At 72.3% G+C, this 25,669-nt stretch carries 25 protein-coding genes; 10 read left to right on the top strand and 15 right to left on the bottom strand.

Features of this window, described 5'->3' with window-relative positions:
- Nucleotides 1–46 precede the first annotated feature (46 nt).
- Nucleotides 47–889: a helix-turn-helix transcriptional regulator gene (locus AC4H2G_RS08300; protein ID WP_494365278.1), complete on the bottom strand. Its 843-nt coding sequence runs from the start codon at nt 887–889 to the stop codon at nt 47–49.
- Nucleotides 890–1,104: 215 nt separating this feature from the next.
- Between AC4H2G_RS08300 and AC4H2G_RS08295 the strand changes: the two genes are divergently transcribed.
- Together AC4H2G_RS08295 and AC4H2G_RS08290 are read left to right on the top strand one after the other, a co-directional pair.
- Nucleotides 1,105–1,965, top strand: coding sequence for an aldo/keto reductase (locus AC4H2G_RS08295; protein ID WP_494365277.1), 861 nt, complete (start codon nt 1,105–1,107; stop codon nt 1,963–1,965).
- A 296-nt stretch (nt 1,966–2,261) separates the two neighbouring features.
- Nucleotides 2,262–3,176 carry a Kelch repeat-containing protein gene (locus tag AC4H2G_RS08290; protein ID WP_494365276.1) on the top strand — a complete coding sequence of 305 codons (915 nt, stop codon included), beginning with the start codon at nt 2,262–2,264 and terminating at the stop codon, nt 3,174–3,176.
- A gap of 79 nt (nt 3,177–3,255) precedes the next feature.
- On the opposite strand, the gene AC4H2G_RS08285 is transcribed toward AC4H2G_RS08290, so the two are convergent.
- Nucleotides 3,256–4,197: an SDR family oxidoreductase gene (locus tag AC4H2G_RS08285; RefSeq protein WP_494365275.1), complete on the bottom strand. Its 942-nt coding sequence runs from the start codon at nt 4,195–4,197 to the stop codon at nt 3,256–3,258.
- A gap of 91 nt (nt 4,198–4,288) precedes the next feature.
- Nucleotides 4,289–5,233, bottom strand: coding sequence for an SDR family oxidoreductase (locus AC4H2G_RS08280; protein WP_494365274.1), 945 nt, complete (start codon nt 5,231–5,233; stop codon nt 4,289–4,291).
- Between the two features lie 452 nt (nt 5,234–5,685).
- Between AC4H2G_RS08280 and AC4H2G_RS08275 the strand changes: the two genes are divergently transcribed.
- Nucleotides 5,686–6,441 (top strand): SDR family NAD(P)-dependent oxidoreductase, encoded by a 756-nt coding sequence (locus tag AC4H2G_RS08275; RefSeq protein ID WP_494365273.1) that lies wholly within the window; start codon nt 5,686–5,688, stop codon nt 6,439–6,441.
- A gap of 134 nt (nt 6,442–6,575) precedes the next feature.
- On the opposite strand, the gene AC4H2G_RS08270 is transcribed toward AC4H2G_RS08275, so the two are convergent.
- A complete protein-coding gene (locus AC4H2G_RS08270; RefSeq protein WP_494365272.1) occupies nt 6,576–7,937 on the bottom strand; it encodes a lytic polysaccharide monooxygenase in 1,362 nt (453 codons plus the stop codon).
- 230 nt (nt 7,938–8,167) lie between these two features.
- Between AC4H2G_RS08270 and AC4H2G_RS08265 the strand changes: the two genes are divergently transcribed.
- Nucleotides 8,168–9,208 carry an adenosine deaminase gene (locus AC4H2G_RS08265; RefSeq protein WP_494365271.1) on the top strand — a complete coding sequence of 347 codons (1,041 nt, stop codon included), beginning with the start codon at nt 8,168–8,170 and terminating at the stop codon, nt 9,206–9,208.
- A 90-nt stretch (nt 9,209–9,298) separates the two neighbouring features.
- Here AC4H2G_RS08265 and AC4H2G_RS08260 read toward each other — a convergent pair whose 3' ends face one another.
- Genes AC4H2G_RS08260 through phnD form a run of 5 tightly spaced genes read right to left on the bottom strand, consistent with a single transcriptional unit; the run spans nt 9,299 to nt 13,517 of the window.
- Nucleotides 9,299–9,982, bottom strand: coding sequence for a TetR/AcrR family transcriptional regulator (locus AC4H2G_RS08260; protein ID WP_494365270.1), 684 nt, complete (start codon nt 9,980–9,982; stop codon nt 9,299–9,301).
- On the bottom strand, nt 9,979–10,899 hold the full coding sequence (locus tag AC4H2G_RS08255) for a tyrosine-protein phosphatase (protein ID WP_494365269.1): 921 nt from the start codon (nt 10,897–10,899) through the stop codon (nt 9,979–9,981). Before AC4H2G_RS08255 ends, AC4H2G_RS08260 begins: the two co-directional genes overlap by 4 nt.
- Nucleotides 10,896–11,738: a phosphonate ABC transporter, permease protein PhnE gene (phnE, locus tag AC4H2G_RS08250; protein ID WP_494365268.1), complete on the bottom strand. Its 843-nt coding sequence runs from the start codon at nt 11,736–11,738 to the stop codon at nt 10,896–10,898. The genes AC4H2G_RS08255 and phnE overlap by 4 nt, the downstream gene beginning before the upstream one ends.
- Entirely contained in the window at nt 11,719–12,582 is an 864-nt protein-coding gene (locus AC4H2G_RS08245; RefSeq protein ID WP_494365267.1) for a phosphonate ABC transporter ATP-binding protein, read from the bottom strand. Before AC4H2G_RS08245 ends, phnE begins: the two co-directional genes overlap by 20 nt.
- A 5-nt stretch (nt 12,583–12,587) precedes the next feature.
- On the bottom strand, nt 12,588–13,517 hold the full coding sequence (gene phnD / locus AC4H2G_RS08240) for a phosphate/phosphite/phosphonate ABC transporter substrate-binding protein (protein ID WP_494365266.1): 930 nt from the start codon (nt 13,515–13,517) through the stop codon (nt 12,588–12,590).
- Between the two features lie 321 nt (nt 13,518–13,838).
- Between phnD and murA the strand changes: the two genes are divergently transcribed.
- The 5 genes from murA to AC4H2G_RS08215 all read left to right on the top strand — a co-directional run bounded on the left by murA (nt 13,839) and on the right by AC4H2G_RS08215 (nt 18,992).
- Complete coding sequence (gene murA, locus AC4H2G_RS08235; RefSeq protein WP_494365265.1) at nt 13,839–15,155, top strand: UDP-N-acetylglucosamine 1-carboxyvinyltransferase; 1,317 nt, start codon at nt 13,839–13,841, stop codon at nt 15,153–15,155.
- Nucleotides 15,156–15,263: 108 nt separating this feature from the next.
- Nucleotides 15,264–16,559, top strand: coding sequence for a sensor histidine kinase (locus tag AC4H2G_RS08230; RefSeq protein WP_494365264.1), 1,296 nt, complete (start codon nt 15,264–15,266; stop codon nt 16,557–16,559).
- The gene (locus AC4H2G_RS08225; protein ID WP_494365263.1) at nt 16,556–17,161 is read left to right on the top strand and encodes a response regulator; all 606 of its coding nucleotides are present in this window, start codon (nt 16,556–16,558) and stop codon (nt 17,159–17,161) included. Before AC4H2G_RS08230 ends, AC4H2G_RS08225 begins: the two co-directional genes overlap by 4 nt.
- A 56-nt stretch (nt 17,162–17,217) precedes the next feature.
- On the top strand, nt 17,218–17,946 hold the full coding sequence (locus AC4H2G_RS08220; protein WP_494365262.1) for a lysophospholipid acyltransferase family protein: 729 nt from the start codon (nt 17,218–17,220) through the stop codon (nt 17,944–17,946).
- A complete protein-coding gene (locus tag AC4H2G_RS08215; RefSeq protein ID WP_494365261.1) occupies nt 17,943–18,992 on the top strand; it encodes an NAD(P)H-dependent glycerol-3-phosphate dehydrogenase in 1,050 nt (349 codons plus the stop codon). The genes AC4H2G_RS08220 and AC4H2G_RS08215 overlap by 4 nt, the downstream gene beginning before the upstream one ends.
- 11 nt (nt 18,993–19,003) lie before the next feature.
- Here the strand turns inward: AC4H2G_RS08215 and AC4H2G_RS08210 are convergent, their stop codons facing one another.
- Nucleotides 19,004–19,696 carry an AMIN-like domain-containing (lipo)protein gene (locus AC4H2G_RS08210; protein WP_494365260.1) on the bottom strand — a complete coding sequence of 231 codons (693 nt, stop codon included), beginning with the start codon at nt 19,694–19,696 and terminating at the stop codon, nt 19,004–19,006.
- A gap of 96 nt (nt 19,697–19,792) precedes the next feature.
- Between AC4H2G_RS08210 and AC4H2G_RS08205 the strand changes: the two genes are divergently transcribed.
- Nucleotides 19,793–20,170 carry a hypothetical protein gene (locus AC4H2G_RS08205; RefSeq protein WP_494365259.1) on the top strand — a complete coding sequence of 126 codons (378 nt, stop codon included), beginning with the start codon at nt 19,793–19,795 and terminating at the stop codon, nt 20,168–20,170.
- Here the strand turns inward: AC4H2G_RS08205 and AC4H2G_RS08200 are convergent.
- The 5 genes from AC4H2G_RS08200 to AC4H2G_RS08180 form a co-directional block, all read right to left on the bottom strand.
- Nucleotides 20,156–21,364, bottom strand: a complete 1,209-nt coding sequence (locus AC4H2G_RS08200; protein WP_494365258.1) for a trans-sulfuration enzyme family protein — start codon at nt 21,362–21,364, stop codon at nt 20,156–20,158. The genes AC4H2G_RS08205 and AC4H2G_RS08200 overlap by 15 nt on opposite strands.
- Before the next feature lie 97 nt (nt 21,365–21,461).
- Complete coding sequence (locus tag AC4H2G_RS08195; RefSeq protein WP_494365257.1) at nt 21,462–22,649, bottom strand: acyl-CoA dehydrogenase family protein; 1,188 nt, start codon at nt 22,647–22,649, stop codon at nt 21,462–21,464.
- Nucleotides 22,650–22,741: 92 nt separating this feature from the next.
- On the bottom strand, nt 22,742–23,524 hold the full coding sequence (locus tag AC4H2G_RS08190; protein ID WP_494365256.1) for an ABC transporter ATP-binding protein: 783 nt from the start codon (nt 23,522–23,524) through the stop codon (nt 22,742–22,744).
- Nucleotides 23,517–24,275 carry an ABC transporter ATP-binding protein gene (locus AC4H2G_RS08185; RefSeq protein ID WP_435736440.1) on the bottom strand — a complete coding sequence of 253 codons (759 nt, stop codon included), beginning with the start codon at nt 24,273–24,275 and terminating at the stop codon, nt 23,517–23,519. Before AC4H2G_RS08185 ends, AC4H2G_RS08190 begins: the two co-directional genes overlap by 8 nt.
- Nucleotides 24,272–25,621: a branched-chain amino acid ABC transporter permease gene (locus tag AC4H2G_RS08180; RefSeq protein ID WP_494365255.1), complete on the bottom strand. Its 1,350-nt coding sequence runs from the start codon at nt 25,619–25,621 to the stop codon at nt 24,272–24,274. Before AC4H2G_RS08180 ends, AC4H2G_RS08185 begins: the two co-directional genes overlap by 4 nt.
- Nucleotides 25,622–25,669: the final 48 nt, after the last annotated feature.

Raw genomic sequence — 25,669 nt, 5'->3', positions numbered from 1 at the left:
ACGCAGGTACAGCAGCTCAGCAGCTCGTCTATCGCCCCAGCGAGTGTCAGCGAAGCGCCTGCGGACCCATGACGGACAGCCGGCGCAGCTTCTCGTGACTCTCGGAGCACGGGTCGGCGGCGAAGACCAGGAGGCGGTGCGACTGTTCCGGGTCGAGCAGAGACTGGCAGGTCAGCTCCAGAGCGCCGACCTCGGGATGCACGAGACGCTTGACGGCGAGCGGGTGCACACCGACCTCGTGAGCGCTCCACGCCCGGCCGAACTCCTCGCTCCGCGCGAGGAGGAGGTCCGCCAGCTGCGCCGCCCGGGAGCCGGGGCCGCGCAGTGCGACGGCGTGGCGCAGGCCCGCGGCGAACCTTCGGGTGAGGACCGGATGGTCGTCGGGGTGATAGAGCTGCCGCGTGGTGGGGTCGGTGAACCACCGGTAGCCGATGCTCCGGGCCGGCCCGGTGTACCGGGTCCGGTCGCCGGTGAGCGCGATCCCCAGCGGGCTCTGCCGGAGAGTCTCGCCGAGCTCGGTGACGATCTCGGCGGGAGTGCCGTCCAGGCGGTCGAGGATGCGCAGCAGGCCGAGGCTGACGCGCTCGCCTGCTGCACCTCTGGCCGGCGGGTTGTGCCCGGCGAGCCGGAGCAGGTGGTCGCGTTCGTCGAGGGACAGACGTAACCCGTGAGCGATGGAGGCGAGCAGCTTCTCGGACGGTTGAGGCCCGCGCGCTCGTTCGAGCCGCGCGTAGTAGTCGGCCGACATGTGACACAGGGAAGCGACCTCCTCCCGTCGCAACCCGCTGGTCCTGCGGCGCCGTCCGCGGGGGACGCCGACGTCCTCGGGCTGCAGCGACTCGCGGCGACGCCGGAGGAACTCGGCGAGCCCGGCCCGATCGATCGCCATGCGTCTCCTCCCGGCTGCTCGGTCATCCCTACCGCGCGTGCTCACCCATGGTCCCCGCCAGGGGAACGCGTGACCACCCGGCGCCGGACGGGGGGATCGGAAGGCCGTGGCTAGCTCGGTGCGCGGCGGGTAGAAAACGAGCATCCGGAGCAGCTGCCGGCGGCGTACCCCGCACAGGAGCTGCCGTATCGAGCGCATCTGACGAGGGGGCCCGCGTGGAGACATTCAGGCTGAACGACGGCAACACGATCCCGAAGCTCGGCATCGGCGTCAACCAGGTTCGGTCCGCCGACGTCGGGCCGGCGCTGGCCCGTGCGTTCGAGGCCGGCTACCGCTCGGTCGACACCGCCAACACGTATCTGAACGAGCGCGCCGTCGGCCGGGCGGTCCGCGACAGCGGCCTGGTCCGGGACGAGATCTACCTGGCCACGAAGGTGTGGTCGACCGACTCCACGTACCGGAGGATGTCGGTCGCGATCGACCGCACGCTCGAGCGGCTGGGCACCGACTACGTGGACCTTCTCCTGGTGCACCAGCAGTACGGCGACTACAACGGGGCGTGGAGGGCGATGGAGGAAGCCGTCGCGGCGGGCAAGGTCCGTTCGATCGGCATCAGCAACTTCAACCACCGGCGCCTGACCGACCTGGTCAGCAGAGCCACGGTGCTGCCCGCCGTCGCGCAGATCGAACGCCACCCCTACTTCCAGCAGCGCGAGCAGAAGGAGTTCCTCGAGCGGCTCGGTACCGTCGTGACGGGCTGGTTCCCGCTCGGACGAGGCGATCGAGAGCTGCTCGCGGAGCCGCTCTTCGCGGAGTTGGGACACAAGTACGGCAAGTCGCCGGTGCAGGTGATCCTGCGGTGGCACGTCCAGGACGGCACGGTCGTCATCCCCGGGTCCACCGACCCGGCTCACATCCGGTCCAACAGCGAGCTGTTCGACTTCGCCTTGACGGCCCAGGAGATGGACCGGATCGCGGCCATGGACCGGAACAAGCGGTTCCACAACCTGCCCGAGCTCGTCGAGCGGGTCATCTTCCAGTCCATGCGGACGGACTATGACAAACGGCAGCGCTGAGCGCGGCAGCACGGAGCACGGCCCTGGTCGGCGATATCTGGCCACTGGCACAGGGGATGACGTCCCCGGTTCACGCGCACCCCGATTCTGGAACGTGGGGTCCGCCCCGCGAGACAACCGAAGGATCCACCGTGACAAGACGCCCTGAAACCCCTCGTACCCGCACATCTCGTCCTCGCACGACCACCGCCGCGCTCGCCCTCGGCACCATGCTCACCACGGCGTGCACTGCCGCGCCGGCGTCGTCACCCGGAGCATCCTCGGGCCGGACGGGGGCATGGCAGGAGCGCGCGCCCATGGCGCTGGAGCGGCAGGAGCTCTACCCCGAGGTTGTCGATGACCGGATCTACGTCGCCGGCGGCCTGCTGAACCCGAACACCGGCGTGTCCGCACACTTCGACGCCTACGACCCCGCCGCAGACGCCTGGGAACGGCTGGCGACGCTCCCGCAGGCCAGGCACCACATCGGCCTCGCCGAGGCGGACGGTTCGCTGTACGCCGTCGGCGGGTTCAGCGGTGGGTTCCCCCGGTGGCGCGCCGAGGCCGACACCTTCGTCTACGCGCCGGACGACGACACCTGGTCCACCGGCGTCGACCTGCCGGAGCCGCGGGCTGAGTTCGTGATCGAGAGCGTGCGCGACCAGGTGTTCGTCATCGGTGGCCGTGTCCGTGAGACACCCGGCGCCACGACCTTCACCACCCACGTCGACAGCGACAGAAACGAGATGTTCGACCCCGCCACGGGTGAGTGGACCACGCTCGCCCCGGCCCCCACCGCGCGCAACAGCGCCGCCTCGGCGGTCGTCGACGACCGGATCTACGTGATCGGTGGCCGGGAGTTCTCGCTCGCCGCAGACGGGTCCGCCGTCCAGGAGAACGTCGCGACGGTCGAGGTGTACGAGCCGGCCACCGACGAGTGGGAGACGGTCGCGCCGCTTCCCGAGGCCCGTGGTGGGCTGGCCGCGGCCGTGCACGACGGTTCGATCTACGTGTTCGGCGGTGAGCAGCACAACCCGGACCCGCTGGTCTACGACGACGTCTGGCGCTACGACCCGGAGGCCGACGAGTGGGCCGCCGCAGGGAACCTCCCCACGCCGCGGCACGGGCTCGGCGCCGCCACGGTGGGCGACGTCATCTACACCTTCGGCGGGGGCACCGAGGTGGGCGGCAACTTCGGCAGTGCGCTCAACGAGGCGTTCACACCGCAGTGATGCCGGCACGGACCCGGATCGGCGGGTCCGTGCCAGCAGGTTCGCGCGAGGGCTCGGCGCGACGGCTCAGCGCGACGGCTCAGGCCGCGATGGCCGTCCGGGTCAGCTGCTCCGAGACGTCCCACATACGTGCGGCCTCCTCGGCGCTGCGCAGCGGGGGGTACATCCGCTGCTCGGCCGGCGCGCCGCTGGTGTTGCCGAAGCCGCTGGGGCTGTACAGGGCGCCTGGCTCGGCCTGCGGGTCCGTAGCCGCCATGAGTGCGGGCAGCGCCGCGGTCTCGACCGTGCCGGCCAGGATGCCGCGGGCGGAGAGCCAGCGGATCATCCGTCGCCCCGAGGTCTCCCGCGCGCGGCCCAGCTCGGGGCGGGCGGCGAGCAGGTTGGTCGGCGCGACGCCGGGGTGGGAGAGGTTGCTGGTGATGCCCCACCCGTGGGCCGTGCTGCGGCGCTCCAGCTCCAGGCCGAACAGGCCGAACGCGATCTTCGACTGGACGTACGCGCGCATCCCGTCGTACTCGCGGTCCCAGTTCAGGTCGTCCCAGTTGATGGCGCCACTGCGGGCGGCGACGCTGACCTGAGAGGTCACCCGCGCGCCGCCGGCACGCAGGAGCGGCATCAGGTGCGCGACGAGAGCGAAGTGGCCAAGGTGGTTGGTGCCGAGCTGGAGCTCGAACCCGTCGGCGGTCGTCTGGTGGTCGGGCGGGGTCATGACGCCGGCGTTGTTGATCAGGAGATGAATCGGGTCGCCCTCTGCGCGGAGGGTCTCGCCGAGGGCGGCGACGGAGGCGAGGGAGGACAGCTCGAGGCTGCGCAGCGAGACCTTCGCACCCGGAACCTCGTGGTAGATCTTCGCGATCGCGGCCTCACCCTTGGCCGGGTTGCGGACGGGGATGACGACCTCGGCTCCGGCAGCGGCAAGGCGTCGGGCCATGACGAGACCCATGCCGTCGCTCGCCCCGGTGACCACCGCGCGCTTGCCGGAGAGTCTGGGGATGGTGATGTCGATCGGTGTGCGTCGCATGTCGGTGCTCCTCGATGGTGGCCCTATCGCTCTCACTGTCGTGGATCGCCAGCACGTCATACAGGGCCTGTCGATCCCCCCTTGTCGCCGGTCACGCGGTCGGGAAGGTGACCTTGCTCAGCTCCTCGGAGACCTGCCAGGCGCGGGCTGCCTCGGTGAGACTGCGCAAGGGGCGGTGCATCCGCTGCTCGGCGGGCGCACCGCCCAGGGTGCCGGGGCCGCTGGGACCGTACAGGGCTCCCGGCTTGGCGGTCGGGTCGGTCGCGGCCATGAGGGCGGGCAGCCCGGCGGTCTCGGCCGTGCCGACCAGGATGCCGCGAGCCGACAGCGCGCGGGTCAGGCGGATGTTGGGCGTGTCCTGGCCGCGGCCGATCTCCGGACGGGCCGCCATGAGACTGGTGGGGGCAACACCGGGGTGGGCGAGGTTGCTGGTGATGCCCCACCCGTGGGCCGTGCTGCGCCGCTCCAGCTCGAGCCCGAACAGCCCGAACGCGATCTTCGACTGGACGTACGCGCGCATCCCGGCGTATCTGCGCTCCCAGTTCAGGTCGGCCCAGTTGATGGAGCCGGCGGAGGAGGCGATGCTGACCTGTGAGGTCACACGGGCCTGCCCGGCACGCAGGAGCGGCAGCAGGTGGGCGACGAGGGCGAAGTGGCCAAGGTGGTTGGTGCCGAGCTGCACCTCGAACCCGTCGACCGTGGCCAGCCGCTGCGGCGGGCGCATGACCCCCGCGTTGTTGATCAGGAGGTGGATCGGCCGCCCCTCGTCGCGCAGGGTGTCGCCGAGGGCTTCCACCGAAGCCAGCGACGCCAGGTCGAGGCTCCGCAGCGAGACCTTCGCGCCGGAGACGGCCCGGTTGATCTTGCTGATCGCCGCCTCGCCCTTGGCCGGGTTGCGCACGGGCATGACGACCTCCGCGCCCGCAGCGGCGAGGCGCCCGGCGATGCCGAGGCCCATGCCGTCGCTGGCGCCGGTCACCAGCGCGCGCTTTCCGGACAGGTCGGGGATGGTGATGTCGATCGGGGTACGTGGCATCGTTCCGCTCCTTCGGGTGGTGGCGGTGGTGCTTCAGGTCGTCCGCGCTCGCCCCAGCGAGGCGTCCCGCAGTGCGATCGCCTCGCCGATCCTGCGCGCCGAACCGGTCACGACGGCGGCCTTCCCTGTCGGGCCAGTCATCGTCAGCTCCCCGCCTCGTCGCTTCGTGACCTCCTCGGGCCACGGCATCGATCGTCGGCGAACGCCCCGCACCGTTCCAGGACCTCCCGATCACAGGCTCGTCAGGCCACGGCTCCGCCCCGCAAGGGGGATCGACAGACCGTGGCTACAGCCGTTCACGCGGGATAGAAACAACGTGTAGATGCTGTCCATCATCGGCGCGCGATCGCTGCGCCGAACCCACGACCCGGCGTGCTGACAAGGGTCAGGCGCGCCCCGCGCCAGGAGCGCTCGTCATCGCCGCCACATCGGACGACCTCAGGAAGGGCATCATGCCGACGAACCGCATCGCACTCGTGACCGGAGCCAACCAGGGCATGGGCAAGCAGGTCGCGAAGGAGCTGGCCGCCGACGGGTTCACCGTCTTCGTCGGTTCCCGCGACCTCGCTCGCGGCGAGCAGGCGGCCGCCGAGATCCGCTTCGGCGCCATCGCGCTCCAGCTGGACGTGACTGACGCGCCATCGATCGCACGGGCCGTCGAGCGGATCCAGGAGGAGGCAGGCCGCCTCGACCTGCTCGTCAACAACGCCGCCATCTCCAGCACCGGGACCAACGGCCGCGACCTGAGTGAGCTCCGCGCACTGTCGCAGCCCAGCGTCGTCTCGCTCGACGAGGTCCGGGCCGTCTGGGAGGTGAACGTCCACGGCGTCCTGGCGGTGTACCAGGCGATGCTGCCGCTGCTGCGCAGGTCGTCGGACGCGCGCATCGTGAACGTCACGAGCGCGCAGGGCTCGCTGACGACAATGGCCGACCCGGCCTTCCCGTTCCACAAGACCTTCGAGCCGGTCTACTCCGCGTCGAAGACCGCGCTCAACGCCGTGACGCTGGCGATGATGATCGAGCTGGAGGCGACCGACATCAAGGTCAACCTCGTTTCGCCGGGCTTCGCGAACACCGCCTTGGTCAACTTCGAGGGGACGGAGTCGGTCGAGGACGCCTGCCGTGAAGTGGTGCGCGTTGCTCGCCTCGGCCCGGACGGCCCGAGCGGCACCTTCACGCTCTGGGAGGGCGTGGACCTGCCGTGGTGATCGGCGCAACGTCCCCCGTACCGCGTGATCGGGTTCGACGGCCTCGCGGCACAGGACCACCCCGTTCCCGGCGCTCGACTCGACGATGCACCGACGGAGGAGTTCCCGTCGGCGCATCGTCGTGTGAGAGTACGTCAGCTGCAGGCGGCTCCGTTGAGTGCGAACCCTGCCGGCTCCGGGTGCGACCCGGCCGTCGCGGTCGCGCCGTTGAACCCGAACGTCACGGACTCGCCCGGGGCGATGCTCGTCTTCCACACCGGACGTGTCGCCGTGACCGTCGTCCCCATCTGGTCGAGCGTCGCGCTCCACCCGGGCTCGTCGACCCGCTGCCCGCCCGGGTAGGTGAACGACACCACCCAGTCGGAGACGGACACGATGGACGTGTTCTTCACGGTGACCGAGGCCGTGTACCCGGTGCTGCTGCCACCCCACGAGGACGCGGTGTAGTCGACCTCGCACGCGCCGGTGGGCGTCGGCGTCTCGTCGTCCTCCAGCGTGGTGAACGTGACGGTCCGGGTGCTCGAGACGGCGCCGGTGTGGTCGTTGCGCGACCGGACGGCCACCGTGTGCTCGGTGTCGGGTTCCAGTCCGGTCAGGTCGACCATCGGTGACCCGTCGGTGCTCGCGAGCACCGCCCCGCTCCCGGGGTCGAGCACGTCGTACCCAGTGACGCACCCGGACTCCGCCGTCCCCCACATCACGTGCGCGCTCGTCGCGGTGATGCTCATGGCCATCGGTGCGCCGGGCGTTCCCGGTGCCTCGTCCGGGCAGACCGGATCCGTCGGGTTGCCGCCGTCGTCCCCGATGCCGGTGACCTCGCCGTCACCGCCGTCGAACGCGACGTCGGAACAGCTGTAGAAGTTCTCGCTGCTGTCCGACCGCACCCAGTGGGTGAAGATCATGTGGTCGCCGGTACGGTCGGCCGGGAGGGTGACGTCCCAGTAGTAGTAGTTCAGGGCACCGGGCCCTCCGGTGTCGGGCGGGTTGGTCACCGAGTCGATGAGCTCGAGGTCGCTCCACGCCAGCGGACCGGAGGGGTCCCACCCCTCCTCGGTGACGTACACGTCGAAGCGTCCGGGGTGCTCGGCCCAGTTGTTGTGCTGGAACTGGTACGTCTCGCCGGCCGTCAGGTGCGTCGTCGGCCAGTCGTCGCGCACAGCGTTGAACCCGGAGAAGTCGTACGGGCCACGACCGCCACCGTCGCAGATCTGACCGTCGGGGATGTAGCCCGCGGTCCGGCCCGCGCCGTTCGAGTCGAGGTTGCCGAACCAGTTGTAGAACGCCGAGCTGCCGCTGACGGCGTACGCGTCCGCGCACGCCGGGTTCTCCGGGGTGACCTGACCGTTCGCCGTCTGGCCGTCGACCCAGCACAGGTACTGGCGGCTGCCGGGGAAGACCTCGGCGCCGTGCGCCTCGGCAGGCGCCGGTGGAGAGACCGCCACGAGGCTGGCCGCGCCGAGGACCGCCGCGGCGGCCCAGGCTGCAATGCGTCGCATCTCAAGCTCCTTCGCTCACGGATGTCGAACACGACGACCATGCCGCGATGCCGGTCGCGTCGGTACCGCCTTAATCGATTCGGCGGCATTCCGGTGCCCGGTCGCCGCTGCCGGGCGAGCAACGGCCTCGTGCCCGACGACGGGCCGCACCTCGCGCGCACGGGTGAGCCCCGGCGTCGGGCAGGGGAGAGGATGGTGCGGGGGGACGACCCGACCCGAGAAGGAGACCCATGGCACTGCCTGCCACGCCCACGCGCGAGTTCATCACCGGCCTGCCGAAGGCCGAGCTGCACCTGCACCTCGAAGGGACGCTCGAGCCGGACCTCAAGCTGCGCCTCGCGCAGCGCAACGGGATCGACATCGGCCAGTCGACGGTCGAGGAGGTCCGCGCGACGTACGCGTTCGACTCCCTGACGAGCTTCCTCGCCGTGTACTACCCGGCGATGGAGGTGCTGCAGACCGCCGACGACTTCTACGAGCTCGCCGACGCGTACCTCGTGCGCGCCGCGGCCGACGGCGTGAAGCACGTCGAGATGTTCTTCGACCCGCAGGCGCACACGTCGCGCGGCGTGCCGTTCGAGACGGTCGTGACCGGGTACCACCGGGCGGCGGCGGAGGCGGGGGAGAGGCACGGCGTCGACGCGCACCTCATCCTGTGCTTCCTGCGGGACCTGTCCGCGGAGAGCGCCGCCGAGACGCTCGAGGCGTCGGTGCCGTTCCGCGACCGCATCCTCGGTGTCGGGCTCGACTCCGACGAGCGCGGCAACCCGCCGGAGAAGTTCGCCGGCGTGTTCGCGCGCGCCCGCGAGCTCGGCTACCGCCTGACGATGCACTGCGACATCGACCAGGAGAGCAGCATCGACAACATCCGCACGGTCCTCGAGGACATCGGCGTGGACCGCGTCGACCACGGGACGAACGTCGTGGAGGACCCGGCGCTCGTCGCCGTCGTGCGCGAGCGCGGGCTCGGGCTGACATGCTGCCCGGTGTCGAACTCGTTCGTCACCGACGACATGAAGGCCGCGGAGATCGCGGGCCTGTTGCGCGACGGCGTCCGCGTCACCGTCAACTCCGACGACCCGGCGTACTTCGGCGGCTACGTCGCCGACAACTACGTGGCGCTCGCGGAGGCCGCCGGTCTCACGACGGCGGAGGTCGTGACGCTCGCGAAGAACTCGTTCGAGGCGTCGTGGCTGGGCGAGTCCCAGCGCGCCGCGTACGTCGCGCAGGTCGACGGCTACGTCGCGGCGTACGCGGCGTCGTCGGACTGACGCCGCCCTTCCCGACTCCGACTCCGACGCGAGGTAGAACCGCCGGTCGCGAGAGAGAACCCGCGGCGTTCTACCTCGTGACCGGCGGTTCTAACTCGCGGCCCGGCTCCGAGGGCGTCGGCGCGGAGCCGACGTGCCGGTCGAGTCTCCCGGGTCGACGCACATCCCGCGCCACGCGACGCGGACGGCCTCGCGGCAGCGTGCCACTGCCGCAGGGTCGTCCAGCGAGACCCCACGCACGACGTACTGGTAGTAGAAGACGCCGTTGACCAGGTCGATGCACGCGTCGACGTCGAGGTCCTGCCGCAGCACGCCCCGGTCGATGCCCGCCTGCAGCACGGCGACGAGGCCGGCTCGACGGCGGGACACGTGCGAACGCCAGTAGGCCTGCGCGACCTTGCGGTCCGTCATCGCGAGGCGCAGCCGCAGGCGGAAGCGTTGCTCCGTGTAGCCCCGCCCAGCGGCGTGGGCGGCCGGGGCGAACGCCGCGAGCAGGTTCTCGAGCAGGTCGCCGTCCAGCGGGATCACGTACGGCTCGCGCCCCCGGTCGAGCGCCGCCGCGACGAGGGCGGTCATGCTGGGCCACCGCCGGTAGATGGCCGCCCGGCTGACGCCGCTCAGCTCGACCACGCGGCTCAGCGTGATCTCCTCGCCCTGCTCCATGAGCCCGACGGCGGCGTCCAGGATCCGCTCGTCGTGGCCCTCGGCACGGGGACGGCCGGGGCCGCGGCGCTCGGCCGCGGTCCCGGGACGTTCGGCGACGACCGTCCTCACGCCGCCGGCGAGACGACGCGCGCGTCGTCGGGCCCGCCGAGCGCGCGCTCGCGCAGCCGCGCGACGAGGCCGTCGGTGAGCCCGGCCGCGCGCAGCGGCGCGAGCGGGTCGCCGTGGCGTTCGGCGAGGGCCCTCAAGAGCTCGCGCATGGGTACCTCGGAGAACTCGGTGCGGACCGCGGCGCGCGCCGCCTCGTCGAGGTCGAGCCCGAACCGGCGCAGGAGCGGCTGCATCAGGGGCGCGATGCGCGCCATGATGGCGGCCGAGTTCTCGCCGGTGCGGGCGTAGTCCGCGACGATGTCGTCCTCCTCGGCGCCGAGGGCGAGCAGGAGCGACGCCGCGAGGACCCCGGTGCGGTCCTGCCCGGCCGCGCAGTGGAAGGCGACGGCACCGGGGGCGTACGCGATGATCGCGAGCGACGTGACGATCTGCGGCGCCGCGCCCTCGTACATGCGCAGGTAGAGGCGGCCGAACCGGCTCTGGTCCAGCATCTCCGCGGCCGGGGTGCCGTCGGGGAGGTGCGTGGCACCGTCGCCACCCTTGTCGGTCGCGGTGCCCGCACCCTGGGCGGCCTCGCCGATGTTCGCCATGAACGGCACGTGGTGGTACGTCACCGCGGGCTGCGCGCCGAGCGGTCCGCGGCCGGTGATGCCGACCTCGTCGGCGGAGCGCAGGTCGACGACGGCGCGCAGTCCGCCGTCGACGAGCCGCTGCGCGTCGGCGTCGGTGACGATCGCGAGGTCGTCGGCGCGGATCGCGAAGCCGTCGCGGACGGTGCCGCCGGCGACGGGGACGCCGCCGAGGTCGCGGAGGTTGACGGGTGCGCTCAGGGGCAGGCCCGCCGGGGTGGCGGCGGAGGTAGCGGGGACGGTCTCGACGGTGCCGAGGCCAGCGACAGGGGAGTCGGTGAGGGTCACGTGATCTTCTTTCGGATGATGGCGCTGGCCTGGTCGATGACCGTGACGAGCACGATGATGCAGATGACGATCGCGGAGAGGTGCCCGTAGTCGTACATCTTCATGGCGGTGGTGAGCTCCAGGCCGATGCCACCGGCACCGACCATGCCGAGGATGGTCGCGCCGCGCACGTTGCCCTCGAAGAGGAGCAGCGTGTACGACACGAGCATGGGCCCGGCCTGGGGGAGGACGCCGTACTGCACGACCTGGCGCTTCGAGGCGCCCACGGCCTGGACGGCGGTGACGGGCCCGGTGTCGACGGCCTCCATGGCCTCGGCGAAGATCTTGCCGATGGAGCCGATGGAGCCGACCGTCATCGCGAGGATGCCGGCGAACGGACCGAGACCGACGGCGGAGACGAACATCAGGGCGAACACCAGGTCGGGGAGCGACCGGATGATGTTCATGACCCAGCGGGTGGGGTAGTACAGCCATCTCGGGGCGATGTTCGACGCCGCCCCGAAGGCCACGACCAGCGACAGCACGGCGCCGAGGACCGTGCCGACGATCGCCATCTGGAGCGTCTCGATCAGCAGCTCGATGATCACGTCGAGCTTGTCCCACGTGGGCGGGAACATCCGCGAGAGGAACTCGCCCATGTTGGCCGCACCCTCGCCGAGCTTGGCGAAGTCGAACTCCGCCCCGACGAACGACCACACGAGCAGGACGAGCGCGATCGGCACGCCCAGCATGAACCGCGCCCGGGGCACGCGGAACGCGTGCTCGAGGCGCTCGCGCTCGCGCGGGTCGAGCTGCGGCTGCCTGCTGCGGCGGGCGGTCTCAGGAGACGTGAGCGTCATGGTCGTCCCCCTCCTCGTCGTCGTGGGCGTAGAGCACCTCGAGCGCTGCGGCGTCGACGTCGCGGGTCGGCGCGCTGACGAGCATCTCGCCGTGCCGCAGGCCCACGACGCGGTCCGAGTGCTCGAGGGCGAGCGGCAGCACGTGCAGGCTCACGAGCACGGGGATGCCGTCCTCGCGGGCGATCTCGTGCAGTAGGTCGAGCACGGTGTGCGACATCGTCGGGTCGAGCGACGCGACCGGCTCGTCGGCGAGGAGCAGCCGCGGCTGCTGCATCAGGGCGCGCGCGATCGCGACGCGCTGCTGCTGCCCGCCGGACAGGGTCCGCGCCTGGTCCTTGGCCTTGTGCGCGATCCCGACCCGGTCGAGCAGCTCGAGGGCCCGCTTGCGGTGCGCGCTGGTGAACCCGCCGCCCAGGTTGATCGGCCCGGCGTCGTGCAGGGCGCCCGTGAGCACGTTCGTCAGCACGCTGAGCCGGCCCACGAGGTTGAACTGCTGGAAGATCTGGCCGACCGACGCGCGCAGGCTGCGCAGCTGGCCGCGCCGCAGGTTCGTCAGGTCGTAGCCCGCGACGCGCACCCAGCCCTCGTTCACCGGGGCGAAGCCCGTGAGGCTCTTCATGAGCGTCGACTTGCCCGACCCCGACGAGCCGAGCAGCGCCACGAGCTCGCCGGGGAACAGGTCGAGGTCGACGCCGTCGAGCACGAGCGGACCGTCGCCGTAGGCGACCTTCAGACCGCGCACGGCCACGAGCGGGAGCGGGGGTACGCCCGTCTCGGCGGCGGCCGGGGCCGCGGCCAGGGACACCCCGTCGGGGAGCGGGTCCACGGGGGCGGTCGTGGTCATCCCGGTCAGCCCAGGTCCGAGATGTCGACGTCGGCGATCGCCGCGATGTCGACGAAGGGCTGGAAGATCTCGTCGTCGGGCTCGAGGATCGGCTCCGTGCCCTGCATCGCCTCCATCATGGCGCCGAGCGCCTCGGCGTTCTCCTCGGTGAAGACGTTCGGGAGCGCCTCGAGCAGCAGCTCGCGCTTGTCCTCGGCGAGGTCCTGGTCGGCGAGGACCGTCACGGCCACGGGCATCGACGCGCTCTCGCCGATCGAGCGGGTCTCGCCCTCCTCGAACGGGAACATCGGGCTCCCGGCGCCGGCCATCTGCGGGAAGATCGTCGACGTGCACGCGACGTCGGCCTGGCCCTCCTTCAGGGCCGTGAAGCTCATGTCGTGACCGCCGGAGAACATCGCCGTGTAGTCGACGTCCTTCTCCAGGCCGGCCTCGTGCAGCAGGGCCACGGGCATGAAGTAGCCCGAGCTCGACGCCGGGTCGGCGAACGCGACGACCGACTCGGGGGTGAGGTCCTCGACGGACTGCAGCGGCGAGCCGTCGAGCACGAGGCACGTCGAGACCGGGTCGTCGTTGCCGGGCCACGCGACGAGCGAGTCGACCTCGCCCGTGTTGACGGCCAGGGCGGACGGGAAGCCGCTCATGAAGCCGATGTCGACGTGGTGGTTGCGCAGGGCCTCGACGACGGCCGTGTAGTCGGGCACGTCGACGATCTCGACCTCGCGGCCCGTCTCCTGCTCGACGAGGTCGGCGAACGCCTCGATCGGGTTCTCGGCGGCGGGGTCGTCGCCGAGCGGCGTGGTCGCGAAGGTGATCGGGGCGTCCGGGTCGGCCGTGGTGGTCGCGTCGGAGGCATCGGCGGTGCTCGAGCAGCCGGCGAGGACGACGGCGGCACCGACGCCGAGCAGGGCGAGGGCGGGGAGGGCGCGGGCGCGCATGAGCGTTCCTTTCGAGGTGGGCCGGACGGCCCGGCGGGTATCGCGACTGGCGATACCGGAATCACAGCCCGCGAAGGTGACCGGGAATTACGAGACCGCCGGACCTGGAACGGAAGACTCGGTGAACACCGGGTGTCGAGGATCGCGTCTGCCGGTGTGGCGGTCCTGTGGAGGGTCGCCGGGCGATCGGGCGCTGCGGGCTGTCAGCGGTGTCGTACGCACCCGCGGGGGTGAATAATCTCCGGGTGCCCCGCGTTGGCGCACCAGGGCCCGACCTCGGGCCCGTGGAACACCCCGCTGTCGAGAGGGCGACCTGAGCTGATGAACGACGTGCTGTACGTGAACGGTGGCACCCCCCTGGACGGCACCATCACCGTCCGCGGCGCGAAGAACTTCGTGTCCAAGGCGATGGTCGCGTCGCTCCTGGGCGAGTCGCCGAGCGTCCTGCGCAACGTGCCGCAGATCCGCGACGTCGGCGTCGTCACGGGGCTGCTCGAGCTGCACGGCGTCGCGGTCAAGGCCGACCCGGACGGCGGCATCCTCGACCTCGACCCCTCGAACGTCGAGTCGGCACACGTCGCCGACATCGACGCCCACGCCGGGTCGAGCCGCATCCCCATCCTCTTCTGCGGCCCGCTGCTGCACCGCCTCGGCGAGGCCTTCATCCCCGACCTCGGCGGGTGCCGGATCGGCGACCGGCCGATCAACTACCACCTCGACATCCTGCGCCAGTTCGGCGCGGTCGTGGACAAGCGCGAGAACGGCATCCACATCCGCGCGCCGCGCCGCCTGCAGGGCACGAAGATCGCGCTGCCGTACCCGTCGGTCGGCGCGACCGAGCAGACCCTGCTCACGGCCGTGCGCGCCGAGGGCATCACGGAGCTGGCCAACGCCGCGATCGAGCCCGAGATCATGGACCTCATCGCCGTCCTGCAGAAGATGGGCGCGATCATCTCGGTCGACACCGACCGCGTCATCCGCATCGAGGGCGTCGACCGCCTCGAGGGATACACCCACACCGCGCTCGGCGACCGCATTGAGGCGGCCTCCTGGGCGTCCGCGGCGCTCGCCACGGGCGGCGACATCACCGTCAAGGGCGCGACGCAGCCCGAGATGATGACGTTCCTCAACACGTTCCGGAAGGTCGGCGGGCGCTTCGACGTCCAGGACGACGGCATCCGCTTCTGGCACCCGGGCGCCGACCTGAACCCGATCGTGCTCGAGACGGACGTGCACCCCGGCTTCATGACCGACTGGCAGCAGCCGCTCGTCGTCGCGCTCACCCAGGCGAAGGGCCTGTCGATCGTGCACGAGACGGTCTACGAGAACCGCTTCGGCTTCACCGACGCCCTGCGCGGCATGGGCGCGACGATCCAGGTCTACAAGGAGTGCCTGGGCGGTCGTGACTGCCGGTTCGGGCAGCGCAACTTCCACCACTCCGCCGTGGTCTCCGGCCCGACGCCGCTCGCCGCCGCCGACATCGAGGTCCCCGACCTGCGCGGCGGGTTCTCGCACCTCATCGCGGCGCTCGCCGCGAAGGGCACCTCGACGGTCCGCGGCATCAGCCTCATCGACCGCGGCTACGAGAACTTCCAGGACAAGCTCGCCGCGCTCGGCGCGGACGTGTCGCGCGGCTGATCGCTCCGCCCGGTTCCCGCGCGGCCGGCTCCACGTCGCACGGGCGACCCGGGACCTCATGACGCCTGTCACGGCGTGCGCGCCGCACACCGTGACAGGCTGGTCACCGTGAGAACCCGACCCCGGACCTTCCTCGAGGTGTGGTCCCGGCGGACCGCGCCCGAGCGGTTCGACACGTACACGCGCTGGACCCTGTACCTGCTGTCCGCGTCCGAGCCGCTCGCGGCTCTCGCCCTCGTCGGCATCGACACGTCGTTCACCGTCGAGGCCATGCGTGTCTGGCTGCTCCTGGTCCTGGCGCACACGGTCGTGTGCATCGTGAGCCTGCGCGCCGGGCTGACCCACTTCCTCGGCGGTCCCCCCGTCCGCCCCGTGCTCCTGGGGGCGCTCGGCGTGCTCACGCTCGCGGTGAGCGTGGTCGCGTTCTGGACGTTCCCTGTCGGCGGTCCCGACGACGTCGCGGCCAGCGCGCGGTACTACGCGATGCTCGTGGGCATCGCGTACGGTGCCCTCGCGCTCGTCCCGGCCCTCACCTTCCGCCGGCTCGTCGTCCTCGCGCTCGGCCTCGCCGTGGTCGCCGGCTGCTCGATCTGGATCGGCACGGGACCGATCACGCCGACGACCGTGGGGATGGCGGTGGGCCTCGCCCTGTCCGTGGCCATCATGCTCGTCGCGATGTTCGGCTCGTACCGCGCGTCGGTCTGGATGCTCGGCGTCGTGTGGGAGCAGGAGCGCAACCGGGTCCTGCACGCGCGGCTCGCCGTCGCCGAGGAGCGCCTGCGCTTCTCGCGCGACCTGCACGACGTCTTCGGCCGCACGCTCTCGGTCGTCGCGGTGAAGAGCGAGCTCGCCGCCGAGCTCGCCGCGCGCGGCCGCCCCGGCGCCGAGGAGCAGATGCTCGAGGTGCGCCGCATCGCCCAGGACGCGCTGCGCGAGGTGCGCGCCGTCGTCGCCGGCTACCGGTCCGCCGACCTCGCGGCCGAGATGGCCGGCGCCCGGTCCGTCCTGCGGTCCGCCGGCGTCGAGACCGTCGTCCACGGCGAGGAGACCGTGATCGGCGAGCATGCGCAGGAGGCGCTCGCCTGGGCCGTGCGCGAGGGCGTGACGAACGTCGTGCGCCACTCGTCCGCGGGCACGTGCACGATCACGCTGCACCGCACGGACTCCCACGGCGTCGTCGAGATCGTCAACGACGGCGTCTCGCCCGGCGCCGTGCGGCGCAGCGGTTCCGGGCTCACCGGTCTGGGGGAGCGGCTCGCCGCCGCGGGCGGCGAGCTCCAGACGTGGAGCGAGGAAGGCAGGTTCGGCCTCGTGGCCCGCGTGCCCGACGACGGCGGCCCGCCTCCCGGGACCTCGTCCGCACCCCGCACGCTCCCCGCCACCGAGAGGGCCCCACGCTCGTGATCCGCATCCTGCTCGCCGACGACGAGAACCTCATCCGCGACGCGATCGCGTCCCTGCTCGGTCTCGAGGAGGACCTCGCGGTCGTGGCCCTGGCGGCGTCGGGACCCGAGGCGGTCGCGACCGCGCTCAAGCACACGCCCGACGTCGCGGTGCTCGACCTGCAGATGCCCGGCCTCGACGGCGTCGAGGTCGCGGAGCGGCTCGCCACCGAGCTGCCGGGCTGCGGCGTGGTGATCGTCACGAGCCACGGACGGCCCGGCTACCTCAAGCGCGCGCTCGAGGCGGGCGCACGCGGGTTCCTGCCCAAGACCGTCTCGTCGCGGGTCCTGGCGGAGGTCGTGCGCCAGGTGCACGACGGCGGCCGGTACGTCGACCCCGAGCTTGCCGCCGAGGCGATCGCCGCGGGCGAGAGCCCGCTGACCCCGCGCGAGGCGGACGTCCTCGAGCTCGCGGCGGACGGCGCGCCCGTCGAGGAGATCGCGACGCGCGCCCACCTCGCACCGGGGACCGTGCGGAACTACCTCTCGTCGGCCGCCGCCAAGCTCGGCGCCGCGAACCGGCACGAGGCGGTCCACGTCGCCCGCCGGCACGGGTGGATCTGAGGCCGGCGGACGGACTCCGGCAGAGGCCACCCGGGCGCCCGGTAGGCTCGGTGCTCGTGCCGAGCCTGCCACCACCCATCCCGCGCGCGTACCGCGTCGTCGCGTTCTTCCTGCGCCCGTTGCTCTTCGCGATCACCCGACGGGACTGGCAGGGGGCCCAGAACCTGCCCGACCGCGGCTTCATCGCCGTCGCGAACCACGTCACCGAGATCGACCCGGTGACGCTCGCGCACTTCCTCTACGACCAGGGGAGGGCGCCCAAGATCACGGCGAAGGCGTCGCTGTGGAAGGTGCCCGTGCTCGGCGGCATCCTCACCCGGACCGGGATGATCCCCGTCCACCGCGGCACCGCCGGGGCCGCGCAGTCTCTCGTCGACTCGACCACGCAGCTCGAGCGCGGCGAGTGCGTCGTCTTCTTCCCCGAGGGCACTCTCACGCGCGACCCCGACGGCTGGCCGATGGTCGGCAAGACCGGCGTCGCCCGCCTCGCCCTGACGAGCCGCGCTCCCGTCGTGCCGATCGGCCAGTGGGGGGCTGAGCAGCTTCTCGCCCCGTACGGCAAGGTCGTCAAGCCGGTCCCGCCCAAGCGCGTCGCCGTGCACGCGGGGACGCCCGTCGACCTCTCCGACCTGTACGACCGCCCGCACGACACGGCGACGCTGCGCGAGGCGACGGATCGCATCATGGCGGCGATCACCGCGCAGGTGGAGCAGGTCCGCGGCGAGAAGGCGCCCGCTGAGCGCTTCGACATGCGCAAGAACCCCGGCTCGGAGAAGCACCGGTGAACGCCGTCGAGCCCGTCGCGCCGTCTGCGGCCCCCGTGGTCGCCGCCGTCCTGGGGTCCGGCAGCTGGGGCACCACGTTCGCCGCGGTCCTGGCCGACGCCGGGTGCGAGGTCCGCCTGTGGGGCCGCGACCCCGACGTCGTCGAGCAGGTGAACGCCGCGCGGCGCAACGACAAGCGACTGCCCGGGATCGACCTGCCCGCAGGCATCGCCGCGACCACGGACGCCGCACAGGCGCTCAGGGGCGCGGGGCTCGTCGTCGTCGCGATCCCGTCGCAGGTCGCGCGCGCCACGCTCGAGGAGCTGCGCCCGCTCGTCGAACCGGACGCCGTCGCCGTGTCGCTCATGAAGGGCGTCGAGCTCAGCACCGACCAGCGCATGAGCGAGGTCGTCGCGCAGTCGCTCGGCCTCCCGGCGGAGCGCGTCGCCGTCGTGTCCGGACCGAACCTCGCGCGCGAGATCGCGCACCGGCAGCCGACCGCGACGGTCGTCTCGAGCGTCGACGAGGACGTCGCGCGGTTCGTGGCGCGCGCGTGCTCGTCGTCGTACTTCCGCCCGTACACCAACCACGACGTCGTGGGCGTCGAGCTGTGCGGTGCGGTGAAGAACGTCATCGCGCTCGCGGTCGGCATCGCGCAGGGCCGCGGCTTCGGCTGGAACACCACGGCCACGGTCATCACGCGCGGTCTCGTCGAGATCACGCGACTGGGGCTCGCCCTCGGCGCGGAGGCCGAGACGTTCTCCGGTCTGGCCGGCATGGGCGACCTCGTCGCGACGTGCTCCTCGCCGCTGTCGCGCAACCACACGCTCGGCAAGCACATCGGGCAGGGCATGTCGCTCGACGAGGCGGTCACCGCGACCGGTGGCACCGCCGAGGGCGTCAAGTCGTGCCGTTCGGTCCTCGAGCTCGCGCAGAAGGTCGGGGTCGACATGCCGATCACGGCGGGCGTCGTCGCGGTGCTGCACGAGGGCATGCCCGTCGACGAGATGGCGCGCGGGCTGCTGTCACGGCCCCAGAAGGCCGAGGGGGTCTCCGCGGAGCGCTGAGCCCCGGGAGGTCAGCCGTCGTCGCGCACGTCGACGACGACCCGGGTCGGGTTCTCCAGCGCGAACACGCGGAACGGCCGCTGCTCGCCGTCGACCCCGACGAACGCCTGCGTGTAGCCCTCGAAGACGCCGAGGAGCCGCACCTCCTCGATCACGCCGTCGTCGCCCCCCTCGACCGGGTTCGGCTCGGAGTACTCCTCGACGCCCGTGTCCATGGGGTAGCCGGAGCCAGAGATCATGACCTGCAGGTAGACGTCACCGTCCACCTCGACGACGTCGCCCTTCCCGTCGCCGACGGGCCGGTCGACGTACTCCACCCGCCAGCCGGGCATGCCCGTCCCGCCGAGCTCGAGCACCGCGCGGTCGTACCCGTCGTGGTGGCCGATCCGGATGTCGGTCACGGTGAGCAGCGCCCCGGCCGTGGGCTCCTGGACGTCGGGCTCGGTGTTCGCGGGGAACGGCACGGGCGCGTCGGACGACTCGTCGGCGGGCACGGTCGGGTCGTCGGTGGGGGCCTCGGTCGGGGGCTCGGAGGACTCGGTCGGGCTCGGCGTCTCGCTCGTCGCAGTCTCCGTCGGCGTCGCGTCGTCGTCGGTCCCGCCGTCCGTGGAGCACGCGGCGAGCGTGAGGGCGAGCACTGCGGCCGTCGCCGTCGCCATGACGGGGGTGGACCTGGCCCTGCTCGCGCGCCTCGTCGTCGTCATCCCCCGATCCTAGGAAGGGTCGGTCACGCCCGCGCGACGGTCCGGACACGCTTCGGCGACGTTCCGACGGCGGTCCGGTCTCGGTAGGGTGACGAGATGATCGCGCAGCTCGGGACGCAGGCAGCGGGCATCCTCGTGACGCTCGTGGTCCTCGCGCTGCTCGTCGTCGGCATCGAGCGCTTCGCCTCCGGCAAGGAGGCGCGGGCACGGCGCGAGGCGGAGCACGGCGAGAGCGCCGGGTCGGGGATGTTCGGCGAGATCGTCGAGATCTTCCAGCCGAGCCGGACGCACGTGACCGAGGAGAAGGAGCGGCAGCGTCTCGACATCGTGCAGCGGCCCGCGGAGGGGCGACCCTTCGACGTCGACCTGGAGCAGGGCGTGTTCTACGTGCCTGCCGAGGAGCGGCCGGACGGCCCGTCGGTCGTGCCCCTCGGTGGGCCGCCCGCCGAGGGGCGGCCGTCAGCCGCGCGCTGAGCGCAGCGCCCCGTCCAGGTCGCGCCACAGGTCCTCGACGTCCTCGATGCCGACCGACAGCCGCAGCAGGTCCTCGGGGACGGTGACGGACTCCGTCGCGAACCGGCGCCGACGCTCGAGGCTCGACTCGACGCCCCCGAGGCTCGTCGCGGGGACCCAGAGGCGCACCGCCGCGACGACGGCGTCCGCGCCCTCGGCGCCGCCGACCGGCCGGACCCCGAGGATCGACCCGAAGCCCGTCATGAGCCGCGCGGCGCGCTCGTGCCCCGGGTCGTCGGGCAGGCTCGGGTGCCGGACCTCCGCGACGCCGGGGTGGTGGGCGAGGCGGCGCGCGAGCTCCGCCGCGCTCGTCTGCGAGCGCTCGACACGCAGGGCGAGGGTCCGCAGGCCGCGGAGGGCGAGCCAGACCTCGAACGGTCCGGGGATCGCGCCGTGCAGCGTGCGGTACGCGCGCACGCGCTGGGCCAGCTCGTCGGTGGAGGCCACGACCGCGCCGAGGACGACGTCGGAGTGACCGGCGAGGTACTTGGTCACGGAGTGCACGACGAGGTCGGCGCCGTGGTCGAGCGGGCGCTGGCCGAGCGGCGTCGCGAACGTGTTGTCGACGGCGGTCAGCACGCCGCGCTCACGGGCGGCGGCCAGGAGCACCGGCAGGTCCGCGACCTCGAGCATGGGGTTGGTGGGCGACTCGACCAGGAGGAGCGACGCGCCGTCGAGCGCCGCGACGACCTGGTCGGTGTCCGCGACGTCGACGCGCCGGACCTCGACCCCAGCGCGCTGCGCGAGGTCGTCCGCGAAGCCGAGCGTGACCTGGTACGCGTGCCGCGGGACGACGACGACCCCTCCGGCGGGGACGAACGAGAAGACGGAGGCGATCGCCGCCATCCCCGACGAGAAGGCGACCGCTGGACGGCCGGCACCCTCGAGCGTGGCGAGCGCCTCCTCGAACGGGTGCCACGTCTCGGTGTCCATGCGTGCGTACAGGAGCTCGCCGGGTTGCTGGACGCCCTGCGAGACGTAGGTCGAAGACAGCACGACGGGCGGGTTGACGGGTGCGCCCTGCGCCCGCGCGGGCCGACCTGCGGCGACCACGAGGGTCGCGGGGGAGAAGGCCGGGCCCTGCAGGGCGGCGTCGTGCGGGGCGGCGTCGTGCGGGGCGGGCGGGACGGCGTCGGGCAGGTCGTGCGAGGTCATGGCGGCAGGCTACGCCGCGCGGGTAGTCCCGTGCCCCGGGCGACCAGTTGCCGACCATGTCGTCCCGGCTCAGGCGGGGCGGCTCACGCGAGCCGGGTCAGTCGAGGGGGCCCAGCAGCGACTGGGCGATCGTCGAGTGGGCGGACTCGTCGTCGGACGGGTGGAACAGGCCTGCGAGCACGTCGCGGTAGAGGCGCCCGAGCTCGTTGCCGGCGAAGTAGCTCGACCCGCCCGCGACGCGCACCGCCTGGTCGACGACGTGCTTCGCCGTCTCCGTCGCGCGCACCTTGAGGCCCGCCGTCGCGCGGAACCAGCCCGCGCCACGGTCGACGAGGGCGTCGAGCTCGCCCGCGACCGTGTCGATCTGCGGCCACACGCCGTCGAGCGCGAGCGCCGCGTCAGCGAGGCGCCACCGGATGTCCGGGTCCTGCGCGAGCGGCGCGCCGTCGTTCTTCATCGACGTCCGGCGCCGAGCCGCCGCGATCGCGAGCTCGAGCGCCCGGTCGGCGATCCCCGTGTACACGGCCGCGAGCAGGGTCTCGAACGTCGTGAAGATGCCCACGACGAGCGGGTCGAGCGTCGGGCCGGGCGGGATCCGACGGACCACCCGGTCGGCGCGTGCCGGAGCGCCGTCGAGCACCGTCGAGCGCGACTGCGACGCGCGCATACCCATCGTGTCCCAGTCGTCGAGGATCTCGATCCCGCCCGCGTCCCGGTCCAGGAACGCGTGCACGAGGTGCGGGCCGTCGTCGGGCCTGTCGTCGGACCCCGCGTCGAGACCGAGGACGCCGAGGCGGGTCCAGCCCGGGGAGTTGGACGTGAAGATCTTCCGCCCGTGGAACGTGTAGCCGCCCGCGCCGTCGGGCCGGGCCTCGGTGCGCGACCCGAGCAGGACGAGGTCGTTGCCCGCCTCGGAGTAGCCGAAGCCGAACACCTCGCCGCGTCCCGCCTCCTCGAGCAGCCAGTCGAGCGACGAGTCCCCGCGCACGTGGAGGTACCGCGCGACGCCCGTCCACACGTGGTGCATGTTCACGGCGAGCGCCGTCGCGGGAGCGGCGCCCGCGAGGCGCGCCTGCTCGCGCGCCGTCTCGCGCAGGCCGAGGCCCGCGCCGCCGAACGACTCCGGGACGAGAGCGCGCAGGTAGCCCGCGGCGGTGAGGTCCGCCAGGTCCTCGGCGAAGTACGCGTTGTCGCGGTCGTACCCGGCGGCGCGCGAGCGGACGGTCTCGAGGAGGTCGTCGTCGAGCAGACGGCGGGCGGGGGCGAACGGGACGGGGCTGGGCATCGTGGTCCTCGGGTCGGTGGGACGGCGGCGGGCGTGGCCGGGAGGACCCGGCCACGCCCACCGTACGTCGGCCCGCCGTCAGGCGGCGGTGCTCACCCGTTCGCCGACGCCGCGCGCTCGCCCGGGCGCCCGCCGAGGTAGAGCTCGGAGAGCTGGGGGTCGGCGAGGAGCTCGGGCGCCGGGCCGGTGATGTGGACGCGCCCGAGGTCGAGGACGCACCCGATGTCGGCGGTCTCGAGCGCCCGGCGCGCGTTCTGCTCGACGAGCAGGACGGCGACGCCCGCGTCGCGCATCCGCACGACCTGCTCGAACACCGTGGCCGTGGTCTTCGGGTCCAGCCCCATGGACGGCTCGTCGAGCAGCACGACCCGCGGGCTCACCATGAGCGAGCGCGCGAACTCGACCTGCTTCTGCTGCCCTCCCGAGAGCAGGCCGGCAAGCTGCTTCCACCGCTCGCCGACGATCGGGAAGAGGTCCTGCACGAACGCCACCCGCTCCGCGACCTGCTGCTTGTCGCGCAGCGTGTAGGCACCGAGCAGCACGTTCTCCGCCACCGTCATCTCGCGGAACACGCTGTGCCCCTGGAGCACGTGCGCCAGCCCGGACGAGAGCATCTCCTGCGGACCCTGCCCGGTGACGTCCTGACCGCCGACGAGGATGCGCCCCGACCGCGGCCTGAGCAGCCCGCTCGCGACCTTGAGCACCGTCGACTTCCCGGCCCCGTTCGGGCCGACGAGGCACACGACCGTCGACGCCGGGACCTTGATCGTCAGCCCGCGCAGGACCATCGCCGCGCGGCCGTAGCCGGCCTGGATGTCGTCCAGCTCGAGGAGGTACTCCTGCTGCGCCCCCGCTGCGGGGGTCGGCTCAGACACCAAGGTAGGCCTCCAGGACTCGCGGGTCGGACTGCACGACGGCGGGGGAGCCCTCGGCGATGGGCCGGCCCCGGTCGAACACGATGACGTGGTGGGACAGGCTCATGACCATGTCCATGTTGTGCTCGACGACGAGGAACGTCCTGCCCTCGGCGTTGAGCTCCTGCACGAGCGTCCCGATCCGCCCGATGAGCGCCGGGTTCACGCCGCCGGCGGGCTCGTCGAGCATGATCGTGTCCGGGTCGCCCATGAGGACGCCCGCGAGCTCCAGCAGCTTCTGCTGCCCGTAGGACAGGTTGCGCGCCTCGGCGTTCTCCAGGTGGTCGATGCCGACGCGTACGAGCAGCGCGCGCGCCTTGTCGATCTCCTCCGCGTTGCGCGCGCCCGCGAGGAGCTCGCGCACGCGCGTCCGGCGGACCGCGACGAGCATGTTCTCGAGCACCGTCATGCGCGGGAAGATCCGGCACAGCTGGAAGCTGCGCCCGATCCCCGCCCGCGCGATCTTGTGCGGCGCCTTGCGCGTGATGTCCTCGCCGCGGAACGTCACCGTGCCGGAGTCCGGCTTGATCATGCCCGTCACGCAGTTGAAGAACGTCGTCTTGCCCGAGCCGTTCGGGCCGATCAGCGCGTTGATCTTCCCGTGCTGGAACGTCACCGTGGCGTCGCGCACGGCGTGGACGCCGCCGAAGGACTTGGAGAGGCCGACGGTCTCGAGGTTGCGCGTGGTCGGGGGTGCGGTCGTCGCCGTCATCGGTCGTCCTCCTCGGTCGGAGTCGTCGCGGGCTTGGTGGTGGGAGTGGTCGGGGTGGTCGCGGGCGGGGTGGTCGCGTCCGGGCCCGTCCGAGGACGAGGGGCCGCGTCTACCATCCGCTCGCTCGTTCCTCGCTCGCTCCCGCCAGACCCACCACGACGCGGCCCCTCGTCCTCTCCCGGGCCCTCGGTGGGCACGGCACCTTCCGCGTGCCGGGGTTGGTGCCCGACGGCGTCCGGTGCGCCTCCGGGTTTCGGGTCACCCTCGGAAGGGCTCGCCGCGGCGGCGCGGTTGTGCTCGAGGAGGTCGGCCGCGGTCATCTCGCGGATCGAGGAGTCCTGGGGGCCGAGGCGCTTGAGGAGCGACTGGGCCGCGGGGATGATCCCGTCCGGCATGAACAGGACGACGACGCCGAGGAGCAGGGCGGTGGCGACGAGGTGGAACTGGGTGTCGCCGAACTCGAGCTTGAAGAACTCGAGGCCGAAACCGACGACGACGGCGCCGAGGAGCGGGCCGTAGAGGTGCCGGACGCCACCGAAGAGCGCCATGAGCACCATGTAGGAGCCCAGCATGATCGAGAACTGGAAGATCGGGTCGAGGTCGCCGAACCACAGGGCGTACATGCCGCCGGCGAGGCCGGTGAAGGTGGCCGAGACGACGTACGCGACGAGCTTGTAGTTGCGCGTCGGGACGCCGAGGGCCTGCGCCTTGTCCTCGTCCTCGCGCACGGCCTTGAGGCCGGTGCCGAAGCGGGAGCGGTCGATGGCCCACCAGGCGAGGAGCATGACCGCGAGGAGCGCGGCGAACAGGTAGAAGAACACGCGGTGGTGCTCGGGCCGGAGCAGGTCGGGGAAGGGGCGCGGGACGACGAGGCCGTCCGAGCCGCCGGTGAACGATCCCCAGGCCTGGAACACGAGCAGCAGGATGAGCACGAACGCGATCGACACGATGACGAACGACGCGCCGCGCACGCGCAGTGCGGCGATGCCGAGCGGGATCGTGATGAGCAGGACCATCACGCCGGCGAGGAGCCAGGCGACGAAGCTCGGCATGCCCAGGTCCCGGATGAGGATGCCCGTGCCGTACGCGCCGAGGCCGAAGAACGCCGCGTGCCCGAGCGAGACATAGCCCGTGAAGCCGCCCATGAAGTTCCAGGCGGTCGCCGTGCAGGCGTAGCTCGCGACGACGATGCCCGCCGACAGGATGTACGCGTTGGGCGCCATCGCGGGGAACGCGAGGACGAGGACGACGCCCACGACGAGCGCGGCGAGGCGGGCGACGCGACCCCACGGTCGCCGAGCGGTCGGTGAGGCGGGAGCGGCGGCGGGGCCGGCGCCGTCGGGCACCGGGGTGCGTGTGCCGGTGGCTCCCGCGCCCCCGGGAGCACGTGCCGG

The sequence above is a fragment of the Cellulosimicrobium sp. BMG9.23 genome (genome assembly GCF_059159985.1).
Note: the sequence above shows the minus strand (reverse complement) of the source record. Positions and strands in the feature narration are given on the sequence as shown.

What these genes read in the sequence shown, in the direction of transcription:
- AC4H2G_RS08290 (WP_494365276.1), top strand. Translation starts at nt 2,262, where the DNA reads ATGGCGCTGGAGCGGCAGGAGCTCTACCCCGAGGTTGTCGATGACCGG.
- AC4H2G_RS08210 (WP_494365260.1), bottom strand. Translation starts at nt 19,696, where the DNA reads ATGACGACGACGAGGCGCGCGAGCAGGGCCAGGTCCACCCCCGTCATG.
- murA (WP_494365265.1), top strand. Translation starts at nt 13,839, where the DNA reads ATGAACGACGTGCTGTACGTGAACGGTGGCACCCCCCTGGACGGCACC.
- AC4H2G_RS08265 (WP_494365271.1), top strand. Translation starts at nt 8,168, where the DNA reads ATGGCACTGCCTGCCACGCCCACGCGCGAGTTCATCACCGGCCTGCCG.
- AC4H2G_RS08200 (WP_494365258.1), bottom strand. Translation starts at nt 21,364, where the DNA reads ATGACCTCGCACGACCTGCCCGACGCCGTCCCGCCCGCCCCGCACGAC.
- AC4H2G_RS08280 (WP_494365274.1), bottom strand. Translation starts at nt 5,233, where the DNA reads ATGCCACGTACCCCGATCGACATCACCATCCCCGACCTGTCCGGAAAG.
- phnE (WP_494365268.1), bottom strand. Translation starts at nt 11,738, where the DNA reads ATGACGCTCACGTCTCCTGAGACCGCCCGCCGCAGCAGGCAGCCGCAG.
- AC4H2G_RS08270 (WP_494365272.1), bottom strand. Translation starts at nt 7,937, where the DNA reads ATGCGACGCATTGCAGCCTGGGCCGCCGCGGCGGTCCTCGGCGCGGCC.
- AC4H2G_RS08195 (WP_494365257.1), bottom strand. Translation starts at nt 22,649, where the DNA reads ATGCCCAGCCCCGTCCCGTTCGCCCCCGCCCGCCGTCTGCTCGACGAC.
- AC4H2G_RS08275 (WP_494365273.1), top strand. Translation starts at nt 5,686, where the DNA reads ATGCCGACGAACCGCATCGCACTCGTGACCGGAGCCAACCAGGGCATG.
- AC4H2G_RS08300 (WP_494365278.1), bottom strand. Translation starts at nt 889, where the DNA reads ATGGCGATCGATCGGGCCGGGCTCGCCGAGTTCCTCCGGCGTCGCCGC.
- AC4H2G_RS08185 (WP_435736440.1), bottom strand. Translation starts at nt 24,275, where the DNA reads ATGACGGCGACGACCGCACCCCCGACCACGCGCAACCTCGAGACCGTC.
- AC4H2G_RS08285 (WP_494365275.1), bottom strand. Translation starts at nt 4,197, where the DNA reads ATGCGACGCACACCGATCGACATCACCATCCCCAGACTCTCCGGCAAG.
- AC4H2G_RS08205 (WP_494365259.1), top strand. Translation starts at nt 19,793, where the DNA reads ATGATCGCGCAGCTCGGGACGCAGGCAGCGGGCATCCTCGTGACGCTC.
- phnD (WP_494365266.1), bottom strand. Translation starts at nt 13,517, where the DNA reads ATGCGCGCCCGCGCCCTCCCCGCCCTCGCCCTGCTCGGCGTCGGTGCC.
- AC4H2G_RS08245 (WP_494365267.1), bottom strand. Translation starts at nt 12,582, where the DNA reads ATGACCACGACCGCCCCCGTGGACCCGCTCCCCGACGGGGTGTCCCTG.